Annotated in this window: 22 protein-coding genes; 12 read left to right on the top strand and 10 right to left on the bottom strand. The window is 58.4% G+C overall.

Annotated features, from left to right (window positions below; all coding sequences use genetic code 11):
- Positions 1-12: 12 nt before the first annotated feature.
- Positions 13-225 carry an apiosidase-like domain-containing protein gene (locus OEU85_RS08085; protein WP_262690967.1) on the bottom strand — a complete coding sequence of 71 codons (213 nt, stop codon included), beginning with the start codon at positions 223-225 and terminating at the stop codon, positions 13-15.
- A 187-nt stretch (positions 226-412) separates the two neighbouring features.
- Between OEU85_RS08085 and OEU85_RS08080 the strand changes: the two genes are divergently transcribed.
- Positions 413-589, top strand: coding sequence for a hypothetical protein (locus OEU85_RS08080; protein WP_262690966.1), 177 nt, complete (start codon positions 413-415; stop codon positions 587-589).
- An 8-nt stretch (positions 590-597) separates the two neighbouring features.
- On the opposite strand, the gene OEU85_RS08075 is transcribed toward OEU85_RS08080, so the two are convergent.
- Complete coding sequence (locus OEU85_RS08075) at positions 598-1050, bottom strand: YaiI/YqxD family protein (protein ID WP_262690965.1); 453 nt, start codon at positions 1048-1050, stop codon at positions 598-600.
- Between the two features lie 108 nt (positions 1051-1158).
- Here OEU85_RS08075 and OEU85_RS08070 point away from each other — a divergent pair, with 108 nt between their 5' ends.
- From OEU85_RS08070 to OEU85_RS08060, 3 genes are all read left to right on the top strand, one after another.
- Positions 1159-1746, top strand: coding sequence for a hypothetical protein (locus OEU85_RS08070; protein ID WP_262690964.1), 588 nt, complete (start codon positions 1159-1161; stop codon positions 1744-1746).
- Positions 1747-1779: 33 nt separating this feature from the next.
- Positions 1780-5355 (top strand): hydantoinase B/oxoprolinase family protein, encoded by a 3576-nt coding sequence (locus OEU85_RS08065; RefSeq protein WP_262690963.1) that lies wholly within the window; start codon positions 1780-1782, stop codon positions 5353-5355.
- A gap of 176 nt (positions 5356-5531) precedes the next feature.
- Complete coding sequence (locus OEU85_RS08060; RefSeq protein WP_262690962.1) at positions 5532-6023, top strand: energy transducer TonB; 492 nt, start codon at positions 5532-5534, stop codon at positions 6021-6023.
- Between the two features lie 69 nt (positions 6024-6092).
- Here the strand turns inward: OEU85_RS08060 and OEU85_RS08055 are convergent, their stop codons facing one another.
- Together OEU85_RS08055 and OEU85_RS08050 are read right to left on the bottom strand one after the other, a co-directional pair.
- A complete protein-coding gene (locus tag OEU85_RS08055) occupies positions 6093-6884 on the bottom strand; it encodes a hypothetical protein (protein WP_262690961.1) in 792 nt (263 codons plus the stop codon).
- A gap of 96 nt (positions 6885-6980) precedes the next feature.
- Positions 6981-8606, bottom strand: coding sequence for a DEAD/DEAH box helicase (locus tag OEU85_RS08050; protein WP_262690960.1), 1626 nt, complete (start codon positions 8604-8606; stop codon positions 6981-6983).
- 381 nt (positions 8607-8987) lie between these two features.
- Here OEU85_RS08050 and OEU85_RS08045 point away from each other — a divergent pair, with 381 nt between their 5' ends.
- From OEU85_RS08045 to OEU85_RS08030, 5 genes are all read left to right on the top strand, one after another.
- A complete protein-coding gene (locus OEU85_RS08045) occupies positions 8988-9761 on the top strand; it encodes an energy transducer TonB (protein WP_262690959.1) in 774 nt (257 codons plus the stop codon).
- Complete coding sequence (locus tag OEU85_RS18615) at positions 9754-9975, top strand: GSCFA domain-containing protein (RefSeq protein ID WP_394805401.1); 222 nt, start codon at positions 9754-9756, stop codon at positions 9973-9975. Before OEU85_RS08045 ends, OEU85_RS18615 begins: the two co-directional genes overlap by 8 nt.
- Before the next feature lie 325 nt (positions 9976-10300).
- The gene (locus OEU85_RS08040; RefSeq protein ID WP_262690958.1) at positions 10301-11662 is read left to right on the top strand and encodes a cytochrome P450; all 1362 of its coding nucleotides are present in this window, start codon (positions 10301-10303) and stop codon (positions 11660-11662) included.
- A gap of 10 nt (positions 11663-11672) precedes the next feature.
- Positions 11673-13298 carry a GMC family oxidoreductase gene (locus OEU85_RS08035; protein ID WP_262690957.1) on the top strand — a complete coding sequence of 542 codons (1626 nt, stop codon included), beginning with the start codon at positions 11673-11675 and terminating at the stop codon, positions 13296-13298.
- An 88-nt stretch (positions 13299-13386) separates the two neighbouring features.
- Positions 13387-13830: a universal stress protein gene (locus OEU85_RS08030; protein WP_262690956.1), complete on the top strand. Its 444-nt coding sequence runs from the start codon at positions 13387-13389 to the stop codon at positions 13828-13830.
- On the opposite strand, the gene OEU85_RS08025 is transcribed toward OEU85_RS08030, so the two are convergent.
- Positions 13727-15415 carry an ATP-binding protein gene (locus tag OEU85_RS08025; protein WP_262690955.1) on the bottom strand — a complete coding sequence of 563 codons (1689 nt, stop codon included), beginning with the start codon at positions 15413-15415 and terminating at the stop codon, positions 13727-13729. The two genes, OEU85_RS08030 and OEU85_RS08025, sit on opposite strands and share 104 nt — an antisense overlap.
- A 473-nt stretch (positions 15416-15888) precedes the next feature.
- On the opposite strand from OEU85_RS08025, the gene OEU85_RS08020 reads away from it, so the two are divergent.
- On the top strand, positions 15889-16278 hold the full coding sequence (locus OEU85_RS08020) for a DUF423 domain-containing protein (protein WP_262690954.1): 390 nt from the start codon (positions 15889-15891) through the stop codon (positions 16276-16278).
- Positions 16279-16281: 3 nt separating this feature from the next.
- Here OEU85_RS08020 and OEU85_RS08015 read toward each other — a convergent pair whose 3' ends face one another.
- The 3 genes from OEU85_RS08015 to OEU85_RS08005 all read right to left on the bottom strand — a co-directional run bounded on the left by OEU85_RS08015 (position 16282) and on the right by OEU85_RS08005 (position 18611).
- On the bottom strand, positions 16282-17643 hold the full coding sequence (locus OEU85_RS08015; RefSeq protein ID WP_262690953.1) for an ATP-binding protein: 1362 nt from the start codon (positions 17641-17643) through the stop codon (positions 16282-16284).
- Complete coding sequence (locus OEU85_RS08010) at positions 17640-18311, bottom strand: response regulator transcription factor (RefSeq protein WP_262690952.1); 672 nt, start codon at positions 18309-18311, stop codon at positions 17640-17642. The genes OEU85_RS08015 and OEU85_RS08010 overlap by 4 nt, the downstream gene beginning before the upstream one ends.
- A 72-nt stretch (positions 18312-18383) precedes the next feature.
- The gene (locus OEU85_RS08005) at positions 18384-18611 is read right to left on the bottom strand and encodes a PepSY domain-containing protein (protein ID WP_262690951.1); all 228 of its coding nucleotides are present in this window, start codon (positions 18609-18611) and stop codon (positions 18384-18386) included.
- A 232-nt stretch (positions 18612-18843) separates the two neighbouring features.
- Here OEU85_RS08005 and OEU85_RS08000 point away from each other — a divergent pair, with 232 nt between their 5' ends.
- Both OEU85_RS08000 and OEU85_RS07995 read left to right on the top strand, forming a co-directional pair.
- Positions 18844-19701, top strand: a complete 858-nt coding sequence (locus OEU85_RS08000; RefSeq protein ID WP_262690950.1) for a universal stress protein — start codon at positions 18844-18846, stop codon at positions 19699-19701.
- A gap of 125 nt (positions 19702-19826) precedes the next feature.
- Entirely contained in the window at positions 19827-20945 is a 1119-nt protein-coding gene (locus OEU85_RS07995; RefSeq protein ID WP_262690949.1) for a glycosyltransferase family 4 protein, read from the top strand.
- A 3-nt stretch (positions 20946-20948) separates the two neighbouring features.
- Here OEU85_RS07995 and OEU85_RS07990 read toward each other — a convergent pair whose 3' ends face one another.
- Positions 20949-21953: an aminoglycoside phosphotransferase family protein gene (locus OEU85_RS07990; RefSeq protein WP_262690948.1), complete on the bottom strand. Its 1005-nt coding sequence runs from the start codon at positions 21951-21953 to the stop codon at positions 20949-20951.
- Positions 21954-22066: 113 nt separating this feature from the next.
- Entirely contained in the window at positions 22067-22444 is a 378-nt protein-coding gene (locus OEU85_RS07985) for a hypothetical protein (RefSeq protein WP_262690947.1), read from the bottom strand.
- Between the last annotated feature and the right edge of the window lie 14 nt (positions 22445-22458).

The following is a 22458-nucleotide window of genomic DNA, read 5'->3' as shown; positions in this document are numbered from 1 at the left end:
TTCACCAGCGCGTCAATAAGCAGTGCCCAGTCTTCTCCCCCACCAGACGTGGGCGGAGTAAAGGTCTGCGTCTTCCCTGTCCAGCCGGTGGAAAAGCGCCCATGTGGTGTCGCCCGTACCGAGAAATGGCTGCCCATCTTCATATTGCAGGTAGTGTCCCTTCGCTGACACGGCATGGCAACAATGCCGGAATGACACCGTATCATTGGCAATTTTCAGCGACAATGGCAATCCCCGCACGCAGGATGCTAGGGGGAAACAGGCAGCCGTAGCCGGGGGCGCGCTACTATCGAAGCCGCAAAGGGGCAGCTTAATTTCCCTACAATTTTAACCGTCTCTTCCCCTTTGCCCATAGGTCTGGCATGTAAACGGCAACATATAAAACCTTCACCGGCGAACAGGTCAGAAAACCATGATCGAGAGCATTTCCTCCCCGTCCCCGCTGCACATCGCACCGTCACGCATTTCGACAAAAGCGCCAGAATCAAAGATCAAGATTGATCTTGATGATGTCCCGCGCAGCAAGGTGAAAATTGAAGCCCTCCACACCGACCGTGGCAAGGGCTTGAAGATCGATATCAAGGCTTGAGGGAGCCTTCAGCGCTTGAAGGACTGCTGCACAGCAGCTTCAAGCGCTGATAAAAACCGCGACCGGTCTTTCGCGGCAAATGACGCGTTGAAGCCCCGGTCCTCGCCCATGTCCCGAAGCTGTGATTTCAGCTCCCGCATTGCCAGCGCCATGCCGATATTTTCCGTGGTGAACGGCTTGCCGCTGTGCCCAAGGACGGTGGCGCCTGCCTCGATACAGCGCGCGGCCAGGGGAATGTCCCCCGTGACACATATGTCGCCCTCGCGTACATGCTCGGCGATCCAGTCGTCCGCCGCGTCGAAACCATCACTGACGACAACCTTGTTGATACGCTCCCCGACCTCAAGCCGCAGCCACTGGTTGCTGACCAGGTGCAATACGAGGTCATGCCGGTAGGCCACCTTCAGCGCCTCGTCTTTTACCGGGCAGGCATCTGCATCAATATATATCTCGGGTGTCATGGCGGGTATCTCCGTTGCGACTGGTATGCAAATGGCCCATTAGCATAGTGCATCCGGTGTAAACAATGCTATGTAACGCTAGTGAAATATAAAAACGGTCAGAAAAAAATGTTTCGATTCAAGTCAGTTATCGCCAGCGTTGCGCTTTTGCTCTCCGCCGGCATGAGTGCCACTGCGCGGGACGCAGAACAAGAAAACGCCCCCGACGCCCGCACGCAGCAAGAACAAAAGCTCGAAGGTTTGCGCTTCATGCTGCGCCGCGCCGAATTTGTCCGCCTGCTGGCGGCAGAGCATTTGCAGTATCTGAACGCCAACCGGGACAAGGCTGCTTTCCATATGCTTGAAGAGGCGTCGCAGGTGATGTCCTATAACCTGATCTGCGACGACGAAGCCATGGACGGCCGCACCCTCAATAATATCGCCGCGCAAACCACATTGCAGATATCGACACTGATCGACGAATCACCCGCCGGCGAGACGATGGCAGAAGCCATGAAAACCCTGGGAGTTGGCGACCGGCTGGTGCTGCTTGCCGATGTCTCGACCGCTGTTTTCATGTTCAAGATTGGCAGGCGGCGCGGCTTGTTTGACGCATTGCTGACTGACTTTGGCCCCAAGCGGTTCTGCTCCGGCATGGGCAGCGATATGCGGCGGCGGTACAATGGCCTTGTCGCCGGCCTGCCGGGTGATGAATAGTTGGTGGACAATTAAACAAATTTGGGGAGCCTGATGTTTGAATTCTGGATCGACCGGGGCGGCACTTTCACGGACATCGTGGCCCGCCACCCGGACGGGTCGCTGACAAGCCACAAATACCTGTCGGAAGCGCCGGGCCAGTATGACGACGCGGCGGTGCACGCCATGCGTGACATCATGAATGTACCATTAGACGCCCCCTTCCCGGCTGACAAGGTGGCCGCCATCAAGATGGGCACAACAGTCGCCACCAACGCGCTGCTGGAGCGCGACGGCGAAGCAACCCTGCTGATGATCACCAAAGGATTCCGGGACGCGCTGCTGATTGGTCAGCAACACCGGGCTGATCTGTTTGCGCTGAAACCCACCCGCCCCGAACCGCTGTATTCAGACATCGTAGAAGCGACCGAGCGCCTTCAGGCGGACGGAACGGTGCTTACCCCGCTTGATGAAGATGCCTGCCGCACGGCCCTTGAGGCTGCCTATCGAAAAGGCCTGCGGTCTGTCGCCATTACTTTTGTGCACGGCTATCGCCACACGGCCCACGAAGCCCGCGCAGGTGAGATCGCGGCAGATATCGGCTTCACGCAGATTTCCATGAGTCACAAGGTCAGCCCGCTGATGAAACTGGTGCCGCGTGGTGATACCACGGTGGCGGATGCCTATCTGTCGCCCATCCTGCGCCGCTATGTAAATCAGGTACAAAGTGCTGTGGGCGACACACCCCTTTATTTCATGCAGTCAAACGGTGGCTTGGCGGCGGCAAACGCTTTCGAGGGCAAGGATGCTGTGCTCTCCGGCCCCGCAGGCGGCATTGTCGGCGCGGCCAAAAGCGGCGCGCGCGCTGACGTCACCCACCTTATTGGCTTTGACATGGGCGGCACATCCACCGATGTCAGCCACTATGCCGGGGAATATGAGCGTGTCTTCGACACGGTTGTCGCCGGTGTACGCATGACTGTCCCGATGATGGATATCCACACCGTCGCCGCCGGTGGAGGCTCCATCTGCTCAGTCCGTGATGGCCGCTTTCAAGTGGGCCCGGCATCCGCCGGCGCCTATCCCGGTCCCGCTGCCTATGGACGCGGCGGGCCGGTCACGGTCACGGACTGCAACGTGCTGTTGGGTAAGCTTCAGCCTGACCTTTTCCCGGCTGTGTTTGGCGAAAAGGGCGATGCCGCGCTTGATTTTGACGCCGCCACAGCGGGGTTCAAGAAATTGCAATCCCAGCTTGAAGCCGACAGCGGCATCACCATGAGCATCTATGAGATGGCGGAGGGTTTCCTGCGGGTCGCGGTTGAGCATATGGCGCGCGCCATCAAGAAGGTTTCGGTCATGCGCGGGCATGACATCAAAAAATATGGCCTGCTGACCTTTGGCGGGGCGGGCGGGCAGCACGCCTGCCTTGTCGCCGATGCGCTTGGCATTACAAAAGTTGTCGTACCACCTTTCTCCGGCGTTTTGTCCGCGCTTGGCATGGGGCTGGCCGACCAGCGGGTGATTGAGGAGCAGGCACTGGAATGCCCGCTTGAAGATGCCGGCACGATAAACCGGGCGGCGGGCCATGTGGCAACGCGGGCGGCGGATGCCCTCACCGCACAGGGAGTGGAAAAACGGAGGCAGCATATGCACACCTCCGTCCGGCTCAAGTATCAGGGCACAGACACAACCCTCAGCGTGCCACTGGCCCAAGCATCAGAAATGCGCGCCGCTTTTGAAGCCGCCCACCAGCAAAGCTTTGGCTTTACCGAAAAAGACCAGACCATCATCGCGGAAGCCGTTGAAGCCGAGGCCGTTGGCGGTGCCGCAACCACCGCACTCAATATCACCGCCCCCGGCAAGGACAGAAAGGCTGCGCACACCCGCCGCTTTTTTGCAAATGGCGCGATGCAGGATGCCGGTGTTTATGACCGCGCGGCCCTGCAGCCCGGGCACAGTATCACCGGCCCCGCCATCGTGCTTGAAAATGGCGGCACCACGCTTGTGGAACCGGGCTGGAGCGCGGAACTGTCCCCCGATGACACCTTGATGCTGTCGCGGACACAGGAAAAGACCCAAGCCGCCATTGATACCGACAGCGTCGACCCCATCATGCTGGAAATTTTCAATAATCTCTTCATGTCGGTCGCCGAAGAAATGGGTGGTGTGCTGGCTAAAACCGCACATAGTGTGAATGTGAAGGAACGGCTGGATTTCTCCTGCGCGGTATTCGATACAGATGGCCAGCTCATTGCCAACGCACCCCACATGCCAGTGCACCTTGGCAGCATGGGCGAAAGTGTAAGCGCGATCATGGATGCCCGCAAAGGCACCATGAAACCGGGCGATGTTTTCATGCTCAATGATCCGATGGCAGGCGGCACACATCTGCCGGACATCACCGTCGTCACGCCTGTATTCTTAAAGCAGGACAAAGCCCCCGGCTTTTATGTTGCCTCGCGCGGGCACCATGCCGATGTCGGGGGACTGAGCCCGGGCTCCATGCCTCCACACTCCAGAACACTTCAAGAAGAAGGCATCCGCTTCGCCAATTTCCATCTGGTGAAGGAAGGCCACTTCATGGAAAGGGACGTGAAAGCCGCACTGGCGTCAGGCCCCTATCCTGCCCGCAACATCAGCCAGAATTTAGCGGATCTCAAGGCACAGATCGCGGCCAATGAACGCGGTGCGGCACAGGTGGCACGCCTTGTGGGCGAATTTGGCGCCGATGTGGTCACCGCCTACATGGGGCATGTGCAGGACAACGCCGAAGAAGCCGTCCGCCGGGTGATCGCCAAGCTTGAGGACGGCGAAGCGCGTTACAAAATGGATTGCGGTGCTGAGGTCTCTGTGCGGCTGACTGTGCACCAGCACACCCGTGAAGTCAGCGTTGATTTCACCGGCACCAGCACTACCCAGGCAAATAATTTCAATGCCCCGCTGGCTGTGACCAAGGCGGCGGTGCTTTATGTGTTCCGCACATTGACGGGCGAGGATATCCCCTTGAATGCGGGCTGCCTGAAACCGATCCGCCTTACCGTACCGGACGGCTGTATGTTGAACCCGAAGGCTGGGGCCGCCGTGGTGGCTGGCAACGTGGAAACCAGCCAGATTGTCACAAACGCCCTGTTCCTTGCCACCCGCACCATGGCTGGCGCGCAGGGCACCATGAACAACCTGACCTTCGGCAACGACAGATACCAATATTATGAAACCATCGCGGGCGGCACCGGCGCTGGCAACGGTTTTGACGGCACCGACGCGATCCAGAGCCACATGACCAACAGCCGGCTGACCGACGCTGAGGTCATGGAGTGGCGCTACCCGGTACTGATCGAGGAATTTGGTGTGCGTGAGGGCAGCGGCGGCGAAGGCCGCTGGCATGGCGGCAATGGTGCCCGCCGCACAATCCGCTTCCTTGAAGACATGGAACTTGCCATCCTCTCCGGCCACCGCGCCGAAGGGCCGCCAGGTCTTGGGGGCGGTGCGCGCGGCATGCCGGGCGTCACCACCGTCTGGCACAAGGACGGCACAAAACACGTGCTCGCGGCGGCGGATCAGGTCACTCTGGAGGCGGGCGGCAAGGTCATGGTCGAGACCCCCGGCGGCGGCGGCTTTGGTGAAAGCTGAAAGCGCCCCGGTTGCGTTTGTTCCACATTGGGACTATGCTGCGCAACGCACGGTCGCACAGGGCCGTCGCCAACTTTGGGGCAAACAAGGCTGAGTGGGAGCAGCCGACACATTTGGGGAACTTACGTCACGACAGTGGAGCATGAACACATTTCTCTCAAGAGGAAGGGATCACCATGCAATCCACAGTATCGAAGCTCAAGCGTACCGTGGCTGGTGGCTGCATTGTCGGCCATGTGGCAGCCACACTGTTAACATTTGGCGCAGTGGTGGGGGTATCCGCTGCATTACCAGCAGCATCCGCAAGCGCGGAAGATGAGCCGGCAAACGGCTATTGGCTGGCGTCACGATGTAAGGGCGCACGCCTCGCCTATGAAGCCAGGCGGGACAATATCTCGGGGCGTGTATCCGTCCTTTATGATGTGCTGCCCAATGGCCGGGTGGACAATATTCGTATAACGGAAAGTGTACCCGAAGGCGTGATGGACAGAAATGTCAAAAGCGCGATGCGCGGCTGGCGCTACTTCGCCTATATGAAGGACGGCGTCGAGATGGGGCGCAAGGACGTCGCCCTGACCTTCACCTTTGGTCCGAATGAGGCCGAAAAGGGTAAGGAGTGCACGCATACACCGCTGCCAGAAAGCACCACGGCAGCGCTGAATAACTAGCGTCACCTCCTAAACAACATCGGCGGTGCCTGAGCGCCGCCGATGTTGATAATCCTATCGCCTGCTGCATCAGCGCAGTTCGCAACGCTCACCCTGCTTGACATAGGGACGGGTGCATTCCCAGGCCTGCCCGGAATAATCCAGATGGGCATTCTCCGGCATCGTCACAGCGTTGCAAGCATCCCCTTTCCGGCGGTAGCCACGGTCGCACTTCCAACCGTCGCCATCAGCATTCAGGTAGCCGTCAGCCGGCACTTTGACCTGCACACAGCTAGCGCCGGAAACCGCATACCCGCGGTCACACTTCCAGCCCGGCCCATAGGCCGTGTCTGAAAGGTATCCATGCGCCGGTATATTGACAGCAACACACGTATCATTTTGTTTGTTGAACCCACGCTCGCACTGCCAGCCTGCGCCGAAGGCGGTATCGGTCAAAAATGCATGTGCGGGTATTTTCACCGCGATGCATTCTTCTGCCACCTGGCGATAGCCGCGGTCACAGCGCCAGTGATCACCAGACGCACTCAGATAGCCGTTCGCGGGAACTGGAATGGCAATACAGCTTTCATCCTTCGCGACAAAACCGCGGTGACAATCCCAGATGCGGCCATAGTCGCTGTCGGTTGCGTAACCATTGTCGGGCACAACAACCCTGTTACAGACGTTGCCGTCCTGCCGGAAACCCCGGTCGCATTGCCAGCCGCTGCCATAGCTTCTCGCCACTGCATTGGCCGGGATGTCATCCGACGTCTGCTGCGCGGAAACGGGGGCAGTCAAGGACAGGGAGAAAAAAGACAGGGCAAAAAGGGAAAGGGCCAGTAGCGCGCGGGCGCCACTGGCAAAAGGTGTGATATTTTTCATTGCATGGCCTTTCAGGCTGCAGGAACTGGGTGCCCGCGCCGGAGTCCGGCACAGGTTTATTCTTTAATGGTTCCGCAGCCCCGAAGGGGCCTTGTGTCAGGCGTTTTCCTGACCGCGGACCTTGCTTTGCGAGCGTTCGATATTACCCAGCATGCGAGCCAGGCCCGCGCTGGAGGTATCGCCTTCACCCTTGCGTGGTGGTCGGTTTTCACCGTTGCCACGAGCATTTTCGCCTGTCCGCTTCGCCCGGCGTGGCCGATTGGATTTGGCCTCCTGGCGGTCGGGACGGGCATCTGGCCGGTTTTGGCGCTCCTGGCGTTCAGGACGGGCCTGACGCTCAGGGCGTTTCTGGCCGTCCTGACGTTCCTGGCGTTCACCACCTGCGGTGTTTTCTGTCCGCGCGCCCTTTGCTTCAGACCGGCGACCATTGTCCCGGCCTGTGCCGCGTCCGCCAGCCCGTTCGCCGCCCCCGCGTGCCTGGCGCGCCTCGCCACCACCATTGCGGTTGCGGCTACGACCTGACCTTTGTGCCTGCCCGCCACGACCGGCGTTACCGCCGCGTGCACCCCGGGGTTCCGGTGCCTGATCCGGGCCTTGTGGGCCATCACCATCAACCGGTACGGTTAGGCCGATCAGCCTTTCAATGTCCCGCAGGTAAGCGCGCTCTGTCTCGTCACACAGAGAGATCGCGATCCCGCTGTTGCCTGCGCGTGCCGTGCGGCCAATACGGTGTACATACACCTCAGGCACGTTCGGCAGTTCAAAGTTCACCACGTGGGAGACCCCGTCCACATCAATGCCGCGAGCGGCAATATCGGTGGCAACGAGGATCGGCACGCTGCCCTTGCGGAAATCCGCCAGAGTGCGTTCACGCTGGTTCTGGCTTTTGTTGCCATGGATCGCGCCCGCAGGGATGCCGAACTTTTCAAGATGCTGGGCAACCTTGTTGGCGCCGTGTTTGGTACGGGTAAACACAATGGCGCGTTCCACCGTATCGCCCTTGAGGATCTTCACCAGCGCGTCGCGTTTGTCCCCTTTGGACATATGACGCACGCTTTGTTCGATCCGTTCAATCGGCTTTGAGACCGGCGTCACGGAGATTTCACGCGGGTTATTGAGGAAATCCTGCGCCAGCGCACGGATCTGCTTTGGCATGGTGGCCGACAAAAGCGCCGTCTGGCGCGCCTTTGGCAAGGCCGCCATGATACGGCGGATCGCGGGCATGAAGCCAAGGTCAAGCATCTGGTCGGCTTCGTCGAGGATCACCGTTGTTGTCTCGTCAAGGCGAATGGCGCCAGAGCGCATATGGTCTTCCAGACGGCCCGGTGTCGCCACGAGAATATCCAGGCCACGGGCCATCGCTTTCACCTGCGGGCCGGGGCGGGCGCCGCCAACCACAACAGTTGCGTGATGTTTGACGTGTTTGCCATAGCGGGAAATACCGTCCGCGATCTGCGCCGACAGCTCACGCGTCGGGGTCAGGATCAGCGCACCACAGCTTTTCGGCCGAGGGATACGTTTGTTGGCCGCTACTTTATTGAGGAGAGGCAGCACAAATGACGCGGTTTTACCGGTCCCTGTCTGTGCGATACCAATGATATCTTTCCCCTCCAGCATGGCGGGAATAACCTCAGCCTGAATTGGGGTGGGGGTGGAGTAACCTTCCGCCGATACGGCGCGAAGGATTGGCTCGGCGAGGCCAAGCTCATTAAATTGCTTCAAAATCAAGCTTTCATCTGTCGTTGCAAGCGGCGTACCCGGCCAATGCCAGGCAACGATATTATTTTTTTATGGGAAGCTCGCGGAGATCAGCTGCCGGGTCCATGGTGCAAAAGGCACCGAATTCTTATGGCAACGGTCTCACTATATACGGACGATTGCTCTTGCAAGTCACCGCCAACGGCTTATTGATGCCGTCATCTTCGCGCAGTGCTTGGGCCAGCTTAAAACACGAATCACGTGGAATAGCAAGGAAATAGCGGCCACCGGGAAAATGGCGACTTTTACGCACTCCATATCCAAACCGGGAGAGACTGCGTTCTTGAAATGGTGCACCGTGTTTCTATACTGCGCCTGTTATAAAGACACACCGTGGGGAATAAAATGAAACTCAGGCATCTTGGGCACGCGGCCCTTGTCCTCGTCATCGGGAGTGGGGTCGCCAGTGCGCAGGCACGGGATGATACCGCCCCCCGGAACGCCCTATGGCAAATGTCGTCATGCACCAACCCTGGTATGTCTTACGCCGTGAAACGCCAGCGCCTGAAAGGCAGCGTTGATGCGGTCTTCGACATCACCGCTGACGGCGAGGTGGAAAACATTCGCATCCTGCCCGGTGATCATGAAAGCACGATGGATGACTATGTTGTGCGGGCGCTCAGGCGCTGGCGCTATTTCGGCTATGTCAAAGACGGGGAGCTGGCGCCCCGCATGGACGTGACTGTCACCTTCACCTACGGCCCGGCACCCAGCCGGAAATGCACACATACCAGCCTGCCGGAACTGCCCTCGACGCTCGGAGACCCGGCAGATCCATACCAAAGCCTCAAGCAGTGCATGGAATTGATCATGCCGAAAAAGGCGGCGCGCTGGAAAACCGAAGGGCATGTCCGCATGGGTTATGACATTACGCCCGACGGCACCGTAGAAAATATCCAGGTGCTGGCGGCTGAACCCGAAGGCCGCTTCGACGCTGACGCCACCGACATGCTGGATGACTGGAAGTATTCGGCGTTCATCGTTGCGGGTGAAGCCATTGCCCGACCGGCTATGACGATTGATTTTTACTATGGCGACCTGCCCGAAGGCGCGAGCAATGAACGCTGCTCGTATGCCCCTTGGGATGCCACGCACAAACTGATGAAGGTTAATCACTGACCCCTGGTGCCAGCTATCATGGCGTGCGGCGGGGGAATTTGACAGTACTGCTCATCAGTTTGTCAATCATGACACCGCTGATATCATCAGGGACTTTGAAGCGTTCATGCATATCGTCCTTGGTGTTAACCCGTCTTTGAAATTTGTGCTCACGGTCTCACCCGTGCCGCTGGTGGCAACCGCAACGCCCGAGCACATTATCAACGCGGCATAGACCGTGCCATGGAGGTGTTTTTTGGTGAGCTCCTGCCCGGTGGCGCCATAGAACGCGCCCCGTCCACTGACATAGAGCCCGATGCGGAAAAAGCGCAGCGATGGCTTTGAGTGCCAGTCAGGAAAAGATTTGCGACGAGATGAAGAAGTTGCAAAGGCCAGCTTTGAGCTTCCTGGCCTGACTTGGAAACTAAACCGGCCTCAGGCAATCGGTCTCACAGCTTCAGCTTGCATCGATTGCCCGTTTGACTCGCGCCCGGTCTGCCTTATAGTTATTTCTGGACTAGCTAGTTCCGTTTTTACACATCAACTGTTGGGGGACATATATGTCAGCGGTTGCTGAAGGTGGCACGAACGGGAAGCGTGCCAAACTCAAAGACATCCCAGGTGAAATGGGCTGGCCGATCCTTGGCCAAACCCTGAGAGTTATCAACGACCCGGTTGGTTTCGGGCGCTACATGCGCGAAACCTACGGTGACATATACCGTTCAAACAGTTTCTTCCGTGACACCGTGAACCTGATGGGTCCAGACGCAAACGAATTTGTCCTGATGGACAAGGGGCGCAATTTCTCAAGCGAAAAAGGCTGGAATGCCTTTCTCGGCCGCTTGTTTCCGCGCGGCCTGATGCTGATGGACTTTGACGAGCATAAGGCGCACCGGCATATCATGGCCGCAGCCTTTAAAAGCGGTCCGATGAAAGGTTATCTGGAGCGGCTGAACGACGATATGCCTGCCCGCATCAAGGTGTGGGGCGAGGCAAAGAGTTTCGAATTTTATCCCGCGATCAAACAACTGTCGCTGGATATGGCCACCACCGTTTTCCTTGGCCTTGAACCGGGGGAAGACAGCGAACGGGTTAATGCTGCGCTAACCCACATGGTCGCCGCTTCCGTTGGTGTGGTTCGCATTCCCCTGCCCGGCAGCCTGATGGCCAAGGGGGTAAAGTGCCGCGCCTTCATGGTGGAATTTCTGCGCAAAATGATTCCCGAGCGCCGCACCAGCAGCGCGACTGATATCTTCACCCAACTTTGCCAGGCAAAAGATGACGACGGCAATACCTTTACCGACCAGGAAATCATCGACCACATGATCTTCCTGTGGATGGCGGCCCATGACACCATCACCAGTTCGGTTACCACCCTGGTCTATGAACTGGGTCGCCACCGCGAATGGCAGGAAAAGCTGCGGGCGGAGGTGAAGGCGCTCGGGCTGAACGACGACCGCCTACCATACGACAAAATGAACCAGCTTACGCTGACGGAATATGCCTTTAAGGAAGCCCTCAGACTGAACCCGCCCGTGCCCGCGGTTGCGCGCGAAACGGTGCGAGACGTTGAGTTTGGTGGCCATGTGATCCCGAAGGGCACCATGATCGGTATCAGCATGGTGGCTACCCACCGTGACGCCACGGTATGGGACGATCCCATGGCCTTTGACCCCATGCGCTTTTCGCCCGAAGGCGGCGCGCGGGACCGCCACCGGTTTGCATGGGTGCCGTTTGGCGGCGGGGCGCATATGTGCCTGGGGCTGCATTTTGCCTATATGCAGGCCAAGGTTATCATGACGCACCTGTTGCCGCACTACGACATTCGTGTGCCTGAGGGCTATAAAACGAAATTCCAGATCATGCCGCTGATCAAGCCGGTGGACGGCCTGCCCGTCACACTTGAACCGCTGGACGCCTGAAGGACCGTGAATGAGCGAAAAAACCTTTGACTATATCGTCGTCGGTGCCGGTTCCGCGGGATGCACGATGGCTGCGCGACTGAGCGAAGACAGCCGGCTTTCCGTGCTATTGATCGAGGCGGGCAAAAAAGACGGCCAGATGGCTGTCGACGCGCCCGGTATGATCATCAAGGTGGTGCCGCCCAACAAACTGAACTGGAACTATTGGACGGAACCGCAGAAAAACCTGAACGGTCGCAAGCTATTCTGGCCACGCGGCAAGGTACTGGGTGGGTCGTCGTCCATCAACGGGCTTTTGTATGTGCGCGGGCACGCGCGCGACTATGATGAATGGGCGCAGATGGGCTGCACCGGCTGGAGCTTTGACCATGTGTTGCCCTACTTCAAAAAAGCGGAAGGCAGCGACCGGGCAGAAGACGCATTCCACAGCACGGACGGGCCGCTCAAGACCACACAGCATACCTCCACCAACCCGATCAATATCGCCTTCCTCAACGCAGCAAACGAAATGGGCCTGCCCTTCACCGATGATTTTAACGGCCCTGCTCAGGAAGGCGTGGGCTGGTACGACCAGACCATCAGGAACGGCCGCCGCCAAAGTGCGTCGCGCGCATACCTTGGTGACGCCAGGAAACGCCCCAACCTGACTATTCTGACAGAGGCACAAGTGCGCCGGGTTATCCTGAAGGGACGGCGCGCTACCGGCATTGAACTCAGCCGCAGGGGAAAGCTCGAGACATGGAACGCCGGACGGGAGGTCATCCTGTGCGGCGGCGCCATCAACAGCCCACAGCTTCTGCAACTGTCCGGCATCGGCGATCCAGATGATATTCAGCGTGTTGGCCTACCGGTCATGCACGAGCTGAAGGGCGTGGGCAAAAACATGCAGGACCATCTGGACCTGACGGTTTATGCGCACCTGATTGACCCAATTTCGGTATACCGCTATCAGGCGCCGCACCGCGGCGTGCCGGAGCTTGTGAAATGGCTGATGAAAAAGCCCGGTGTGCTGTCGGACTGCGTGACACCTGTCGGGGCTTTTCTCAAGACCGACGAGGCGCTTGAACGGCCAGACATCCAGTTTCATATCATGCTGGCGATGGCCGACAAGCCGCACGGCTTTGAAGACGCGCATGAGCACGGCTACGGCATTCATGTCTGCCAGCTCAGACCGCAAAGCCGGGGAACCATCAGCCTTTCATCCAGCGACCCACTGACCGCGGCAAAAATTGACCCCAATTATCTCTCTGCGCCTGAGGATATGCGTGTGATGCGCGAAGGTGTCAAAATGGTGCGCCGCCTGATGCATCAACCTGCGCTTCTGGACCTCACCGAAAGGGAGAAAGACCCGTGGTATGGCGTGGATATCGACGACGACACGGCGACGGAAGCCATCATCCGCGACAAGGCAGAGTCGATTTATCACCCCGTTGGCACCTGCGCCATGGGCCCAAGCGACAATGCGTCAAGCGTTGTAGACCCGGCGCTGAAGGTGATCGGCATCGAATGTCTGCGGGTTGTGGACGCCTCCGTGATGCCGCGCCTGATTGGCGGCAACACCAACGCGCCCACCATTATGATCGCAGAAAAATGCGCCGACATGATCAAGGCGTCGCTCAGGCTTGAGGTTACTTAACCCCACCGCCGCGTTTGATGCAAATCAAAGACTGTCCACTTCCCCTTCGGTATAAAGGCCCTGTAATGGCCAACCGAAGGAGTTTTTCATGACAAAGAGAAAAGAGCTGTATCTCGTTGCTGTCGATGGCAGCGAATGGGGAAACCGCGCCGCGGATCATGCTGTGTCACTTGCAGCAAAAACCGGGGCGAAGGTATGTCTGGTCACCGTCATTCCCTGGTCGGGTTATCAACCCATGAGCGTTGAGCAAATCGCCGTGCGTCCGCTTGAAAAACAGGAGGAGGAACGGACTGCGCACGACGAGATTCTCCAGCCATTGCTTGAACGCCATAAAGACAAGGGTGTCACCTTGACGTCCGAATTTCACTGGGGCCACCCGGTCAAGGTGATCCGTGACCGGGTGAAGGCCGATCATGCCTCCCATGTTTTTATTGGTCGCCGGGGTCGGTCCCGCGTTGCAGACCTGATTCTGGGGAGCGTGGCCAATTCACTTGCACATTCTCTTGGGGTTCCGATCGTCCTGGCACCTTGAAAGCCTCACCCTTGCTGGCCTTGTCGCGGGCCTGAATGGTGCGCGCCATGGTCTCAAACAGCTTGCGCGCGTCCACGGGTTTACTGTGGTAACCGTCCATGCCTGCTTCCAGGAAAATTTCTCGGTCCCCCTCCAGCGCGTGTGCCGTCAGGGCGATGATGGGCGTCATGCCCCGACCACCCACCAGCGAGCGGATCAGCGCCGTGGCTTCGAGCCCGTCCATCACCGGCATGGAAATATCCATAAGGATAATATCAAACTTGCCGCTCACCTGCATGGCCCGCACGGCTTCCTGTCCGTTAGGCACAATCACCGCCTCATGGCCGTGGGCTTCAAGCAATTTTTCGATCAGAGTCTGGTTTACCGGATTGTCTTCGGCCACCAGCACCCGCCATGGCCCGGCGTCTTCAAGACGACGGTCCGGCGCGGTTTTTTCCGCGGCAAGCCCCGTACGTTCATCGGCAACTTCGACCGGGAGTGAAACCGTGAAAGTTGTTCCCTTGCCAACGGCACTTTCCACCCGGATACTGCCGTCAAACAGGTCCACAAGTTCCTGACAAATGAAAAGACCAAGGCCGGTTTTATTGAAAAGCCGGGTCACGCCCGTATTATCGACGCGCAGTTTTTCAAACAAACCGGTCAAGCGCCCGGCCGGGATGCCGACGCCCGTGTCCGTCACGTCAATCTCGATATCACCGCTTTCTTCATTGCCTTCATATTTGACTGTCAGCGACACGGTGCCCCGGTCCGTAAATTTGAAGGCGTTTGATAGCAGGTTCACAAGAACCTGACGCAGTTTCTGCATATCGGTGCGCACAAAAGTAGGCAGGTTGGGCGACAGGTCGACCACCGCCTTCACCCCCTTGAACGACCCGGATGAGGCGAACAAATCCATCACATCCTGCATCAGTCGCGGCAGGTTGAACGATTCCTTATCAAGGCTGACATGCCCGGCTTCCAGCAGCGAAAGCTCTGTCATCTCGTTGACAAAATCGAGGAGCGACTGGCCTGAGCGCACCAGCAGGTCGACATATTTACGCTGCTCATGGTTCAGCTTCGTGCCACCCAGCAGTTCAGCAACCCCCAGCACGCCATTCACCGGCGTCCTGATCTGGTGGCCAATGGTGGCGAGGAACTCAAGCCGAGCCCCCTCCGTCGCAGATGTCTGTTCCGCGGTGTTGTGGGCCGGCTGCTGTGACGGTGCCAGCGAGCGTTCGCCCGGCACGCTGAACTGTATCAGGCACAACGGGTCTGCGCGGTCCTCGTTCACGGGTTTCAGCGAATGCATATACCGACGGGTTTTGAGCGGTTGAATAAGGATATTCATCGACCCAAGCTCTGACAGCTTGCCTCGCTCGGACGGCGGCAACCGTACGGAAACACCGTCGTTCAGCGCGGCTTCGATCTTTTCAAGGAGAGCAGAATGGCGGATGGAAGGCAAAACATCCAGCAAGGTCCGGCAGCACGCCACCTCGCTTTCCACCCCTGTCACCTGCACCATCCATCGGTTCCAGAGGCGAATGTCAAACTGCGGGCCGACAACAACAAAACCCATGTTGGCGGTATTGATAATCTCCTGAAGCACTGCGGTCTCCTTTACTCATGACCCAGATGCCAGCTGGCAACCGGGAGCACGACGCTGTCGCGCCGATTAAATACACGCTCCCCAACCACTGCTCATTTACCGCATGTTCCTAACAACATTTAATTGCCACCGGTATCATTGCCGCTGGCTATGCTGTTATCAACTCGACCCCAATCGCGCGATATCAGTTCAGCTCTCTCAAGGCATTTTTTGATCAACGTCTCAAAATACCCGCACACCGTGCCAAATACAATTATTACTGTAATAACAGTAGCACAAAATCCTGCGTTGCCAAGCCCTGCTTTCATCGAACGATGAAGTCAGGAAACTGTTCTGCAGCAACAGGAAAGTGCGCAATCCTATTCCGCAACCATGCCACTTCATGGCCGCTTGATATCCTGGCCGCACCCGGTATGCTCTGCTACCGATACGGTATATTTCTCTCTAAAATATTAACAGAAAGGGGCATTTTCATGGAGATGCGGTTTATTGTGCTGCTTGCAGCGATCCACGGCCTGATTGCAACGGGCGCATCGGCGCTTGGGTCCCACTTCCTTGCACCCTATCTTGCCGCTGGCGGTGCCGGGCTTTTTTCCCAGGCCGCCACCTATCAGTTTTTTCACGCCCTCGCAATGCTGGGCACCGCCTTTGTCGCCTTCCGTACAGAGGGTGAAATGCCCGGTCGCGCAGCGTTCGCCTTTTTCATCGGTACCGTGCTGTTCTCTGGCACGCTCTATATGCGGGCGTTGATGGGGCCAGGCAGCCTTGGACCATTTCACTGGCTTACGCCCATTGGCGGGCTGTGCCTGATGGCGGGCTGGGTGATGCTGGCCATGGCGGCCCTTGAAATGCGGGAAAAATAGCGGCTATTTGGCGGGCAGGCGCATGACGACGGCCAGGCCGCCAAGCTTGGCTTCATCCAGATAGGCCGTGCCGCCATAAAGTTCAACAATATCACGCACAATGGCTAGGCCAAGCCCTGTGCCCGGCACATGTTCGTCAAGGCGCTTGCCGCGCTCAAAGAGGGTTTCCCGTTCCTCCGCTGGCACGCCGGGGCCGTCATCCTCAACCCGAATATCCATATAGGGGCGGCGCAGGTTTTCCTCTGTGCGCTGAGCGGTCATCGTCACCACCGATGACGCCCACTTGCCTGCGTTGTCGACGATATTGCCAAGGATCTCGTCAAAATCTTCTTTTTCGCCGTCAAACTTCAGGTCCTCCGGGCAACTGACCGTGACCTCAAGGTCCTTGTCACGGTTGAGCCGGGCAATGGCCCGTGCCACCTTTTCCATGCGTTCCCTGATTGGCAGGCCGGGGCCGGAGCCGCCCCCCGCGATACGGGCGCGCTTGAGGTGATGGTCAACATGCTCGCGGATATTCTTGGCCTGCAGGGCAATCGCCTGACCTTTTTTCGAGGTGTCATTCTCAACCTCGTTCATGATCACGCTCAGCGGGGTCTTGAGCGCATGCGCCAGGTTGCCCACATGCGTGCGTGCCCGGTCCACCAGCTTTTCGTTCTGGTCGATCAGGGCGTTTATTTCCTGGGCGAGCGGACGCAAATCCTCGGGCCAGTCGCCATCGATCCGTTCCTTATGGCCGCTCCTGACCGCAGTCAGGCTACGCCGCAGGTTACGAAGCGGCCGCAAACCATAGGCCACCTGAATGACAAGCGCGAGCGACACGGTAAACATGATGAAAGCAAGCGCCCCCATCAACAACCAGTTAAAACGGGCGATCGCGTCGCGCACTTCGCCTGTATCGGTTGCCACCTGATAGCGAAAAATGCGGTCGGCTTCCGGCAGGATAATATCCCGTTCCGCCACACGCAGGTCCTGCCCGTCCGGCCCGGGCACCTCTGACAGCTTCAATGAAAAGGCACGATGATCAAGGTCGGGTGCGAGTTCAAAGTCCCACAAGCTGCGGGAACGGAAGGGCTGGCTGTCCAGTTCGGAAATTTGCCAGTACCAGCCAGAGTATGGCGCAGCGAAGCGCTGGTCGAGAAGCGGCTGGTTAAACCGCAGCACGCCCTCGGGTGAAATCTCGCTGATGCCGACCATGGTGTCGATCATCATCTCAAGCTTGCGGTCAATGTCGGTCAGCACATAGGTGCGGAAGGCGAAAGACAACAACATGCCCCCCACGGCCAGCGCGGCGGCAGACCACAGGATCGCAGAGAGTAAAAGCCGCCCTGTCAGCGAGCGGAAGAAACGGCCAGTGGCCTCGATCACGCCTTGTCCTCTTGCCATTCAAGCCGGTAGCCGAGCCCCCGCACCGTGGCGATAATCGGCACATCCAGCTTTTTCCGAATCCGGTTCACAAACACCTCGATGGTGTTGCTGTCGCGGTCAAAATCCTGATCGTAAATATGCTCTGTCAGTTCGGTGCGCGACACCACCTTGCCCTCATGATGCATCAGGTAGGACAGAAGCTTGAATTCCTGCGCTGTCAGTTTGATGGCGCGGCCATGCACACTGACCCGGCCGTTGCGGGTATCCAGCATCACCGGACCGCATGAAAACTGCGGGCTTGATTGCCCGACCGAACGCCGGATAAGCGCCCTCAGGCGCGCCAGCAGCTCTTCCATCACAAAAGGCTTGGTAAGATAATCGTCCGCACCAGCATCCAGACCTTCCACCTTGTCGGTCCAGCCATCGCGCGCGGTCAGAATCAGGACCGGCATTTCCTTGCCGTCGGTGCGCCAGCGCTTGAGGATGCTGGCGCCATCCATCACCGGCAGGCCAAGATCAAGGATCACGGCATCATAAGGCTCGGTATCGCCGAGAAAGTGGCCGTCCTCACCGTCGGTGGCATGGTCTACCGAATAGCCCGTGTCAATGAGGCTTTGCTTCATCTGGCCTGCCAGCGCTGCATCATCTTCAACAATAAGAACCCGCATTATCTTCTCCTCGCATCACGCGGCCGTAACCTTGGCAGCCCCTGGGTATCCATGGGGCTTCAGGTCACAGCCTTATCTGGTCCTGACAATCTCACCCGTTTGGGCATTCACGGTCGCCATCAAAACCCGGCCATCTTTTCGCCGCACGCGCAGATCATACTGCCAGCCGCGGTTGGTCCGCCTAAGCTGCTGGCCTACAACGACGCCATCCAGTTTCGATTCCACGATGCGTTTTATTTTTGAGTATGGCATCACGTCGCCGCGCTTGATGGCTTCCAGCACGTCATCCTGTTCATCCATGGCGTGAACTGGCGGCGAGAATAAGGCAGGGCTCGCGGCAGGTTGCAGCGAGACCAAGGATAACAAAAGCAAAATACAAATACGTCGTGTCATAGGGTATACTCATAGTGCCGCAGCAGTGAACGCATGATGAACCGTTTTTGACCCTGATCAAGGACCAAAGGTGGCCACCCGTTACTATACATTTCATACCGCCTATCAATAGGGCCGAAACCAGACGGAGGCAAATTTGATGAAATCCATTCTGCTCCCCCTCACCAATTCCATCGACGCGGGCAATATCACCCGTATCGCAGCGGAGCTTGCAACGCGCCACCAGGGTTCGCTGACCGGCATGTTCATCCGCCTCGACCCGCGCATGGCGATCCCCTTCATGGGCGAGGGCCTGACTGCGGACATGATACAGCAGCTTTGCGACACTGCGGAAAAGGAAGGCAAAGCCAATGCCGCCAAGGCGGAAAGCGCCTTCCGTGAGACCGTGGGCAAGATGGGCCTTAAGCTGTTGAGCGAAGGCCAGAAGGCGGAGGGGGCCCGCGCGCGCTGGCGCGAGGTTATCGGGCAAGTTAACGACCATGCGGGCCGCGCAGCGCGCACGTCTGACCTCACGGTTTGTGTAAAGCCGGACGCTGAAATGCCGGACAGCGACGATATCTTTCACGACCTGATCTTCCGCTCCGGTCGCTCGGTGCTGATGGTACCGGCGGCCTATTCGGGCGCCGTGGGGCGGCACGTCATGATCGCATGGAATGGCCGGGCGGAAGGCGCGCGCGCCGTTGGCGGGGCGATCCCGCTTCTTCTCGTCGCCGAAAAGGTAACCATTGTGCAGATCGGAGATATCGACCCCGTACGTCCCGACTTTGAAGACGTTGAAGATTACCTCGAGGAATACGGCATCAAGGCCACCACCCGCAACGACAAGGAAAAGGGCGACAGCATCGGTAACCAGTTGCTAGGCACAGCGGGCCAGATCGGCGCCGACTGTATTGTGCTCGGGGCCTATTCGCACTCGCGCTGGCGTGAGATGGTTCTGGGTGGTGCCACCCGCCATATCGTGTCGAAAAGCACCCTGCCCATTTTCATGAGCCATTAGGCGTGGACGGACAAAAACCTGCAAGGTAACCGCGGGACAACCGGCACGGGTACCGGTTTCCTGCTTGATTAGCGTCTCCCCCTCAAGGTAAGAGTGAGGAAACCTCACCTTATGGGGAGCACGCTTTGCCATCACGACCGTTAATTCTGCATGTTTTCCCAAGCTTTGAGGTCGGCGGGGCCCAACGCAGACTGGTAAGCCTGATCAACCGGCGCCAGGGCCTGTATACCCATTCGGTCTACGCCATGAATGGTTGTTATGACGCACTTGGTCTCGTGCGGGACATCACCGTGCCAAAGGATGACCTGCCCAGTTTTCCCAGGAAAAGTGGTTTTGCCGCCATGCGCGAGTGTGCGTCGCTGCTGGATGCATACAAGCCCGATATTCTGATCACCTATAACTGGGGCAGCGTGGAATGGGACCTCTCGAGCCTTGTAGGCAAGCGCTGCCCGATTATCCACATTCAGGACGGCTTCGGCCCGGACGAACAGGCGGGGGAAAAACTGCACCGCCGTATTACCCGCGGCATCGCTTACTGCCGCGCGGACGCTGTTGTGGTTCCGTCACGCACGCTTGAAACAATCGCCCGCGGGAGCTGGCGGATACGACAGGACCGGCTGCATTATATCCCGAACGGCATCGATGTTGAGCGCTTCATCTGCCCACCTGACAAGGACCTCATGGCCAAGCTGGGGCTGATGAGAGAACACCGTGTCATCGGCACGGTGGCCGCGCTGAGGCCGGAAAAAAATGTCGGGCGTCTGATCGAAGCCTTTGCCCAGATCGCCGAACTGCACAAAAACGCACGGCTGGTTATCGTGGGGGACGGTGTGGGCATGCGCCCGCTCAAAATGCTGGCCGAGCGTATCGGACTTTTTGACAAGGTCATTTTCACCGGCACTCTGGAAAAACCCGAAAACCTGCTGCCCGCCGTCGAGATTTTTGCCCTGTCATCCGATACCGAACAAATGCCGCTGTCGGTGATCGAAGCCATGTCCTGTGGCCTGCCCGTGGTGTCCACCGATGTCGGGGATGTCGCGCAAATGGTCAGTCGCCAGAACACACCCTATGTGAAGGGCATCAGCGCGGGCGCACTTGCCAACAGCCTTTCCGCTCTGCTTGACCGGCCGGAGACCGCCAAACGCATCGGGGCCGCCAATCAGGAAAAGGCGAAACGGGAATTCACGCTTGAGGGCATGATTGACCGTTACGATGCTCTGTTCAGCAAGATACTGGGACGTTAGCGCCTAAAACGTCACATCCGGAAAGCCCGGCAGCATGGCGTGCACACTTGCCCGCACGCGCGCAAGTTGTGGCGCCTGCAGGCAGCCATCGATATAAGCCGCCACCCGCGGGATGTGCTTCAGGTACACATGTTTGTGGTCGCGGCGGCTGAGACGCACAAAAATGCCCGCAATCTTGGCGCTGCGCTGCGCACCCAGAAGTTTCATGTCCGCGATGAAGGCCTCGCGGTCCACCTCTGGCCGGGCCTTGAAATAGCGCGCAAGCACCGCATCGCGCACCGCCTGCGGCACATCACAGCGGGCATCTTCAATCAATGAAATCAGATCATACGCCGGGGAACCAATGAGCGCGTCCTGATAATCCAGAAGTGCACAATTGGCCATGTCATGCTGGCCGCCTACAATCATCAGATTATCGACATGATAGTCCCTGAGCACCAGCGCGCGCCTGTCATTGGCCACATGCGAGAGCGCTTCCTCAAACGCCCCCATGAAGGTGTCACGCTCGTCAGGGCTTACCGCCGCGCCGCGTACGGCGGGCACATACCAGTCCACAAACAGCGCGGCCTCCCGCGAGAGGTTCGGCAGGTCATAGGCTGGCAGGTCAATATCCGTCGCGCCCTCGGCACCGTGCAGGTGCACAAGAATATCGGTCGCGATCAGGTATAATGTCGCCGCGTCCACGCCTGCCGCCAGCATGCGGGTGAAGGTATCGTCGCCAAGGTCTTCAATCAGTGCAAAGCCGCGCGGGCGGTCTTCGGCGTACACCTTGGGGACGCGCAGGCCAAGGCCACACAGGTGAGCGGTGATATCGAGATAGGCGTCAAGGTTTTCATGGGCGGGCGGTGCGTCCATCAGCATGCAGTTGTCGCCATGCATCGCGAGGCGTTTGTAACTGCGGAAGGAGGCATCCGGGATAAGCGGTGTCACCTCGGCCTGTTCCCAGCCATGCTGCATGATAAAATCAAGCTGATCGTCGGTACGCGACGAAACTACTGCTTCAGCCATATAGAACCAATCCCCCAAAACCTGCGGATTCCCTTGAGCGTGGCGTAAGACCACCGGAAATTCCAACTATCATGAATTCTTCATATAACAGGCGAGGCAAAAAGCGCAAATCATCATGCGTCTTCGCGGGTGCTGCGAAATGTACCCAGTATGAGGATGGACAACACCACATCGGCCCAGAAGACCTTGGCCAGTAAGGCATTTTCGCTCCCGGCCATGAGATAAAGCACGACAAAACCCAGCATGCTTGCCAGCGCGACAAGCCGTGCCACAGGCCTGAGCCACACGCGCCAGATGGCAATGATGCTCAGCAGCCCGACGATGCCGAAAAAAAGCGCCCGGTGCTGCATCAGGAGCGACAGGTCGGCGTCGCCTCCGAAGCTGATGCCATACAGTTCCTCGATCCTCGCCGCCCTGAACAGACCCGAGAAGGGCAAGAGGTGCACAAGCCCCGTCAGCATGAAAACCAGTTTTATGTAAATTTCGCGCATAACCTATTCTCCCG

Origin of the sequence: Kordiimonas aestuarii, assembly GCF_025574465.1 — a bacterium.
Taxonomy (GTDB): domain Bacteria; phylum Pseudomonadota; class Alphaproteobacteria; order Sphingomonadales; family Kordiimonadaceae; genus Kordiimonas; species Kordiimonas aestuarii.
Note: the sequence above shows the minus strand (reverse complement) of the source record. Positions and strands in the feature narration are given on the sequence as shown.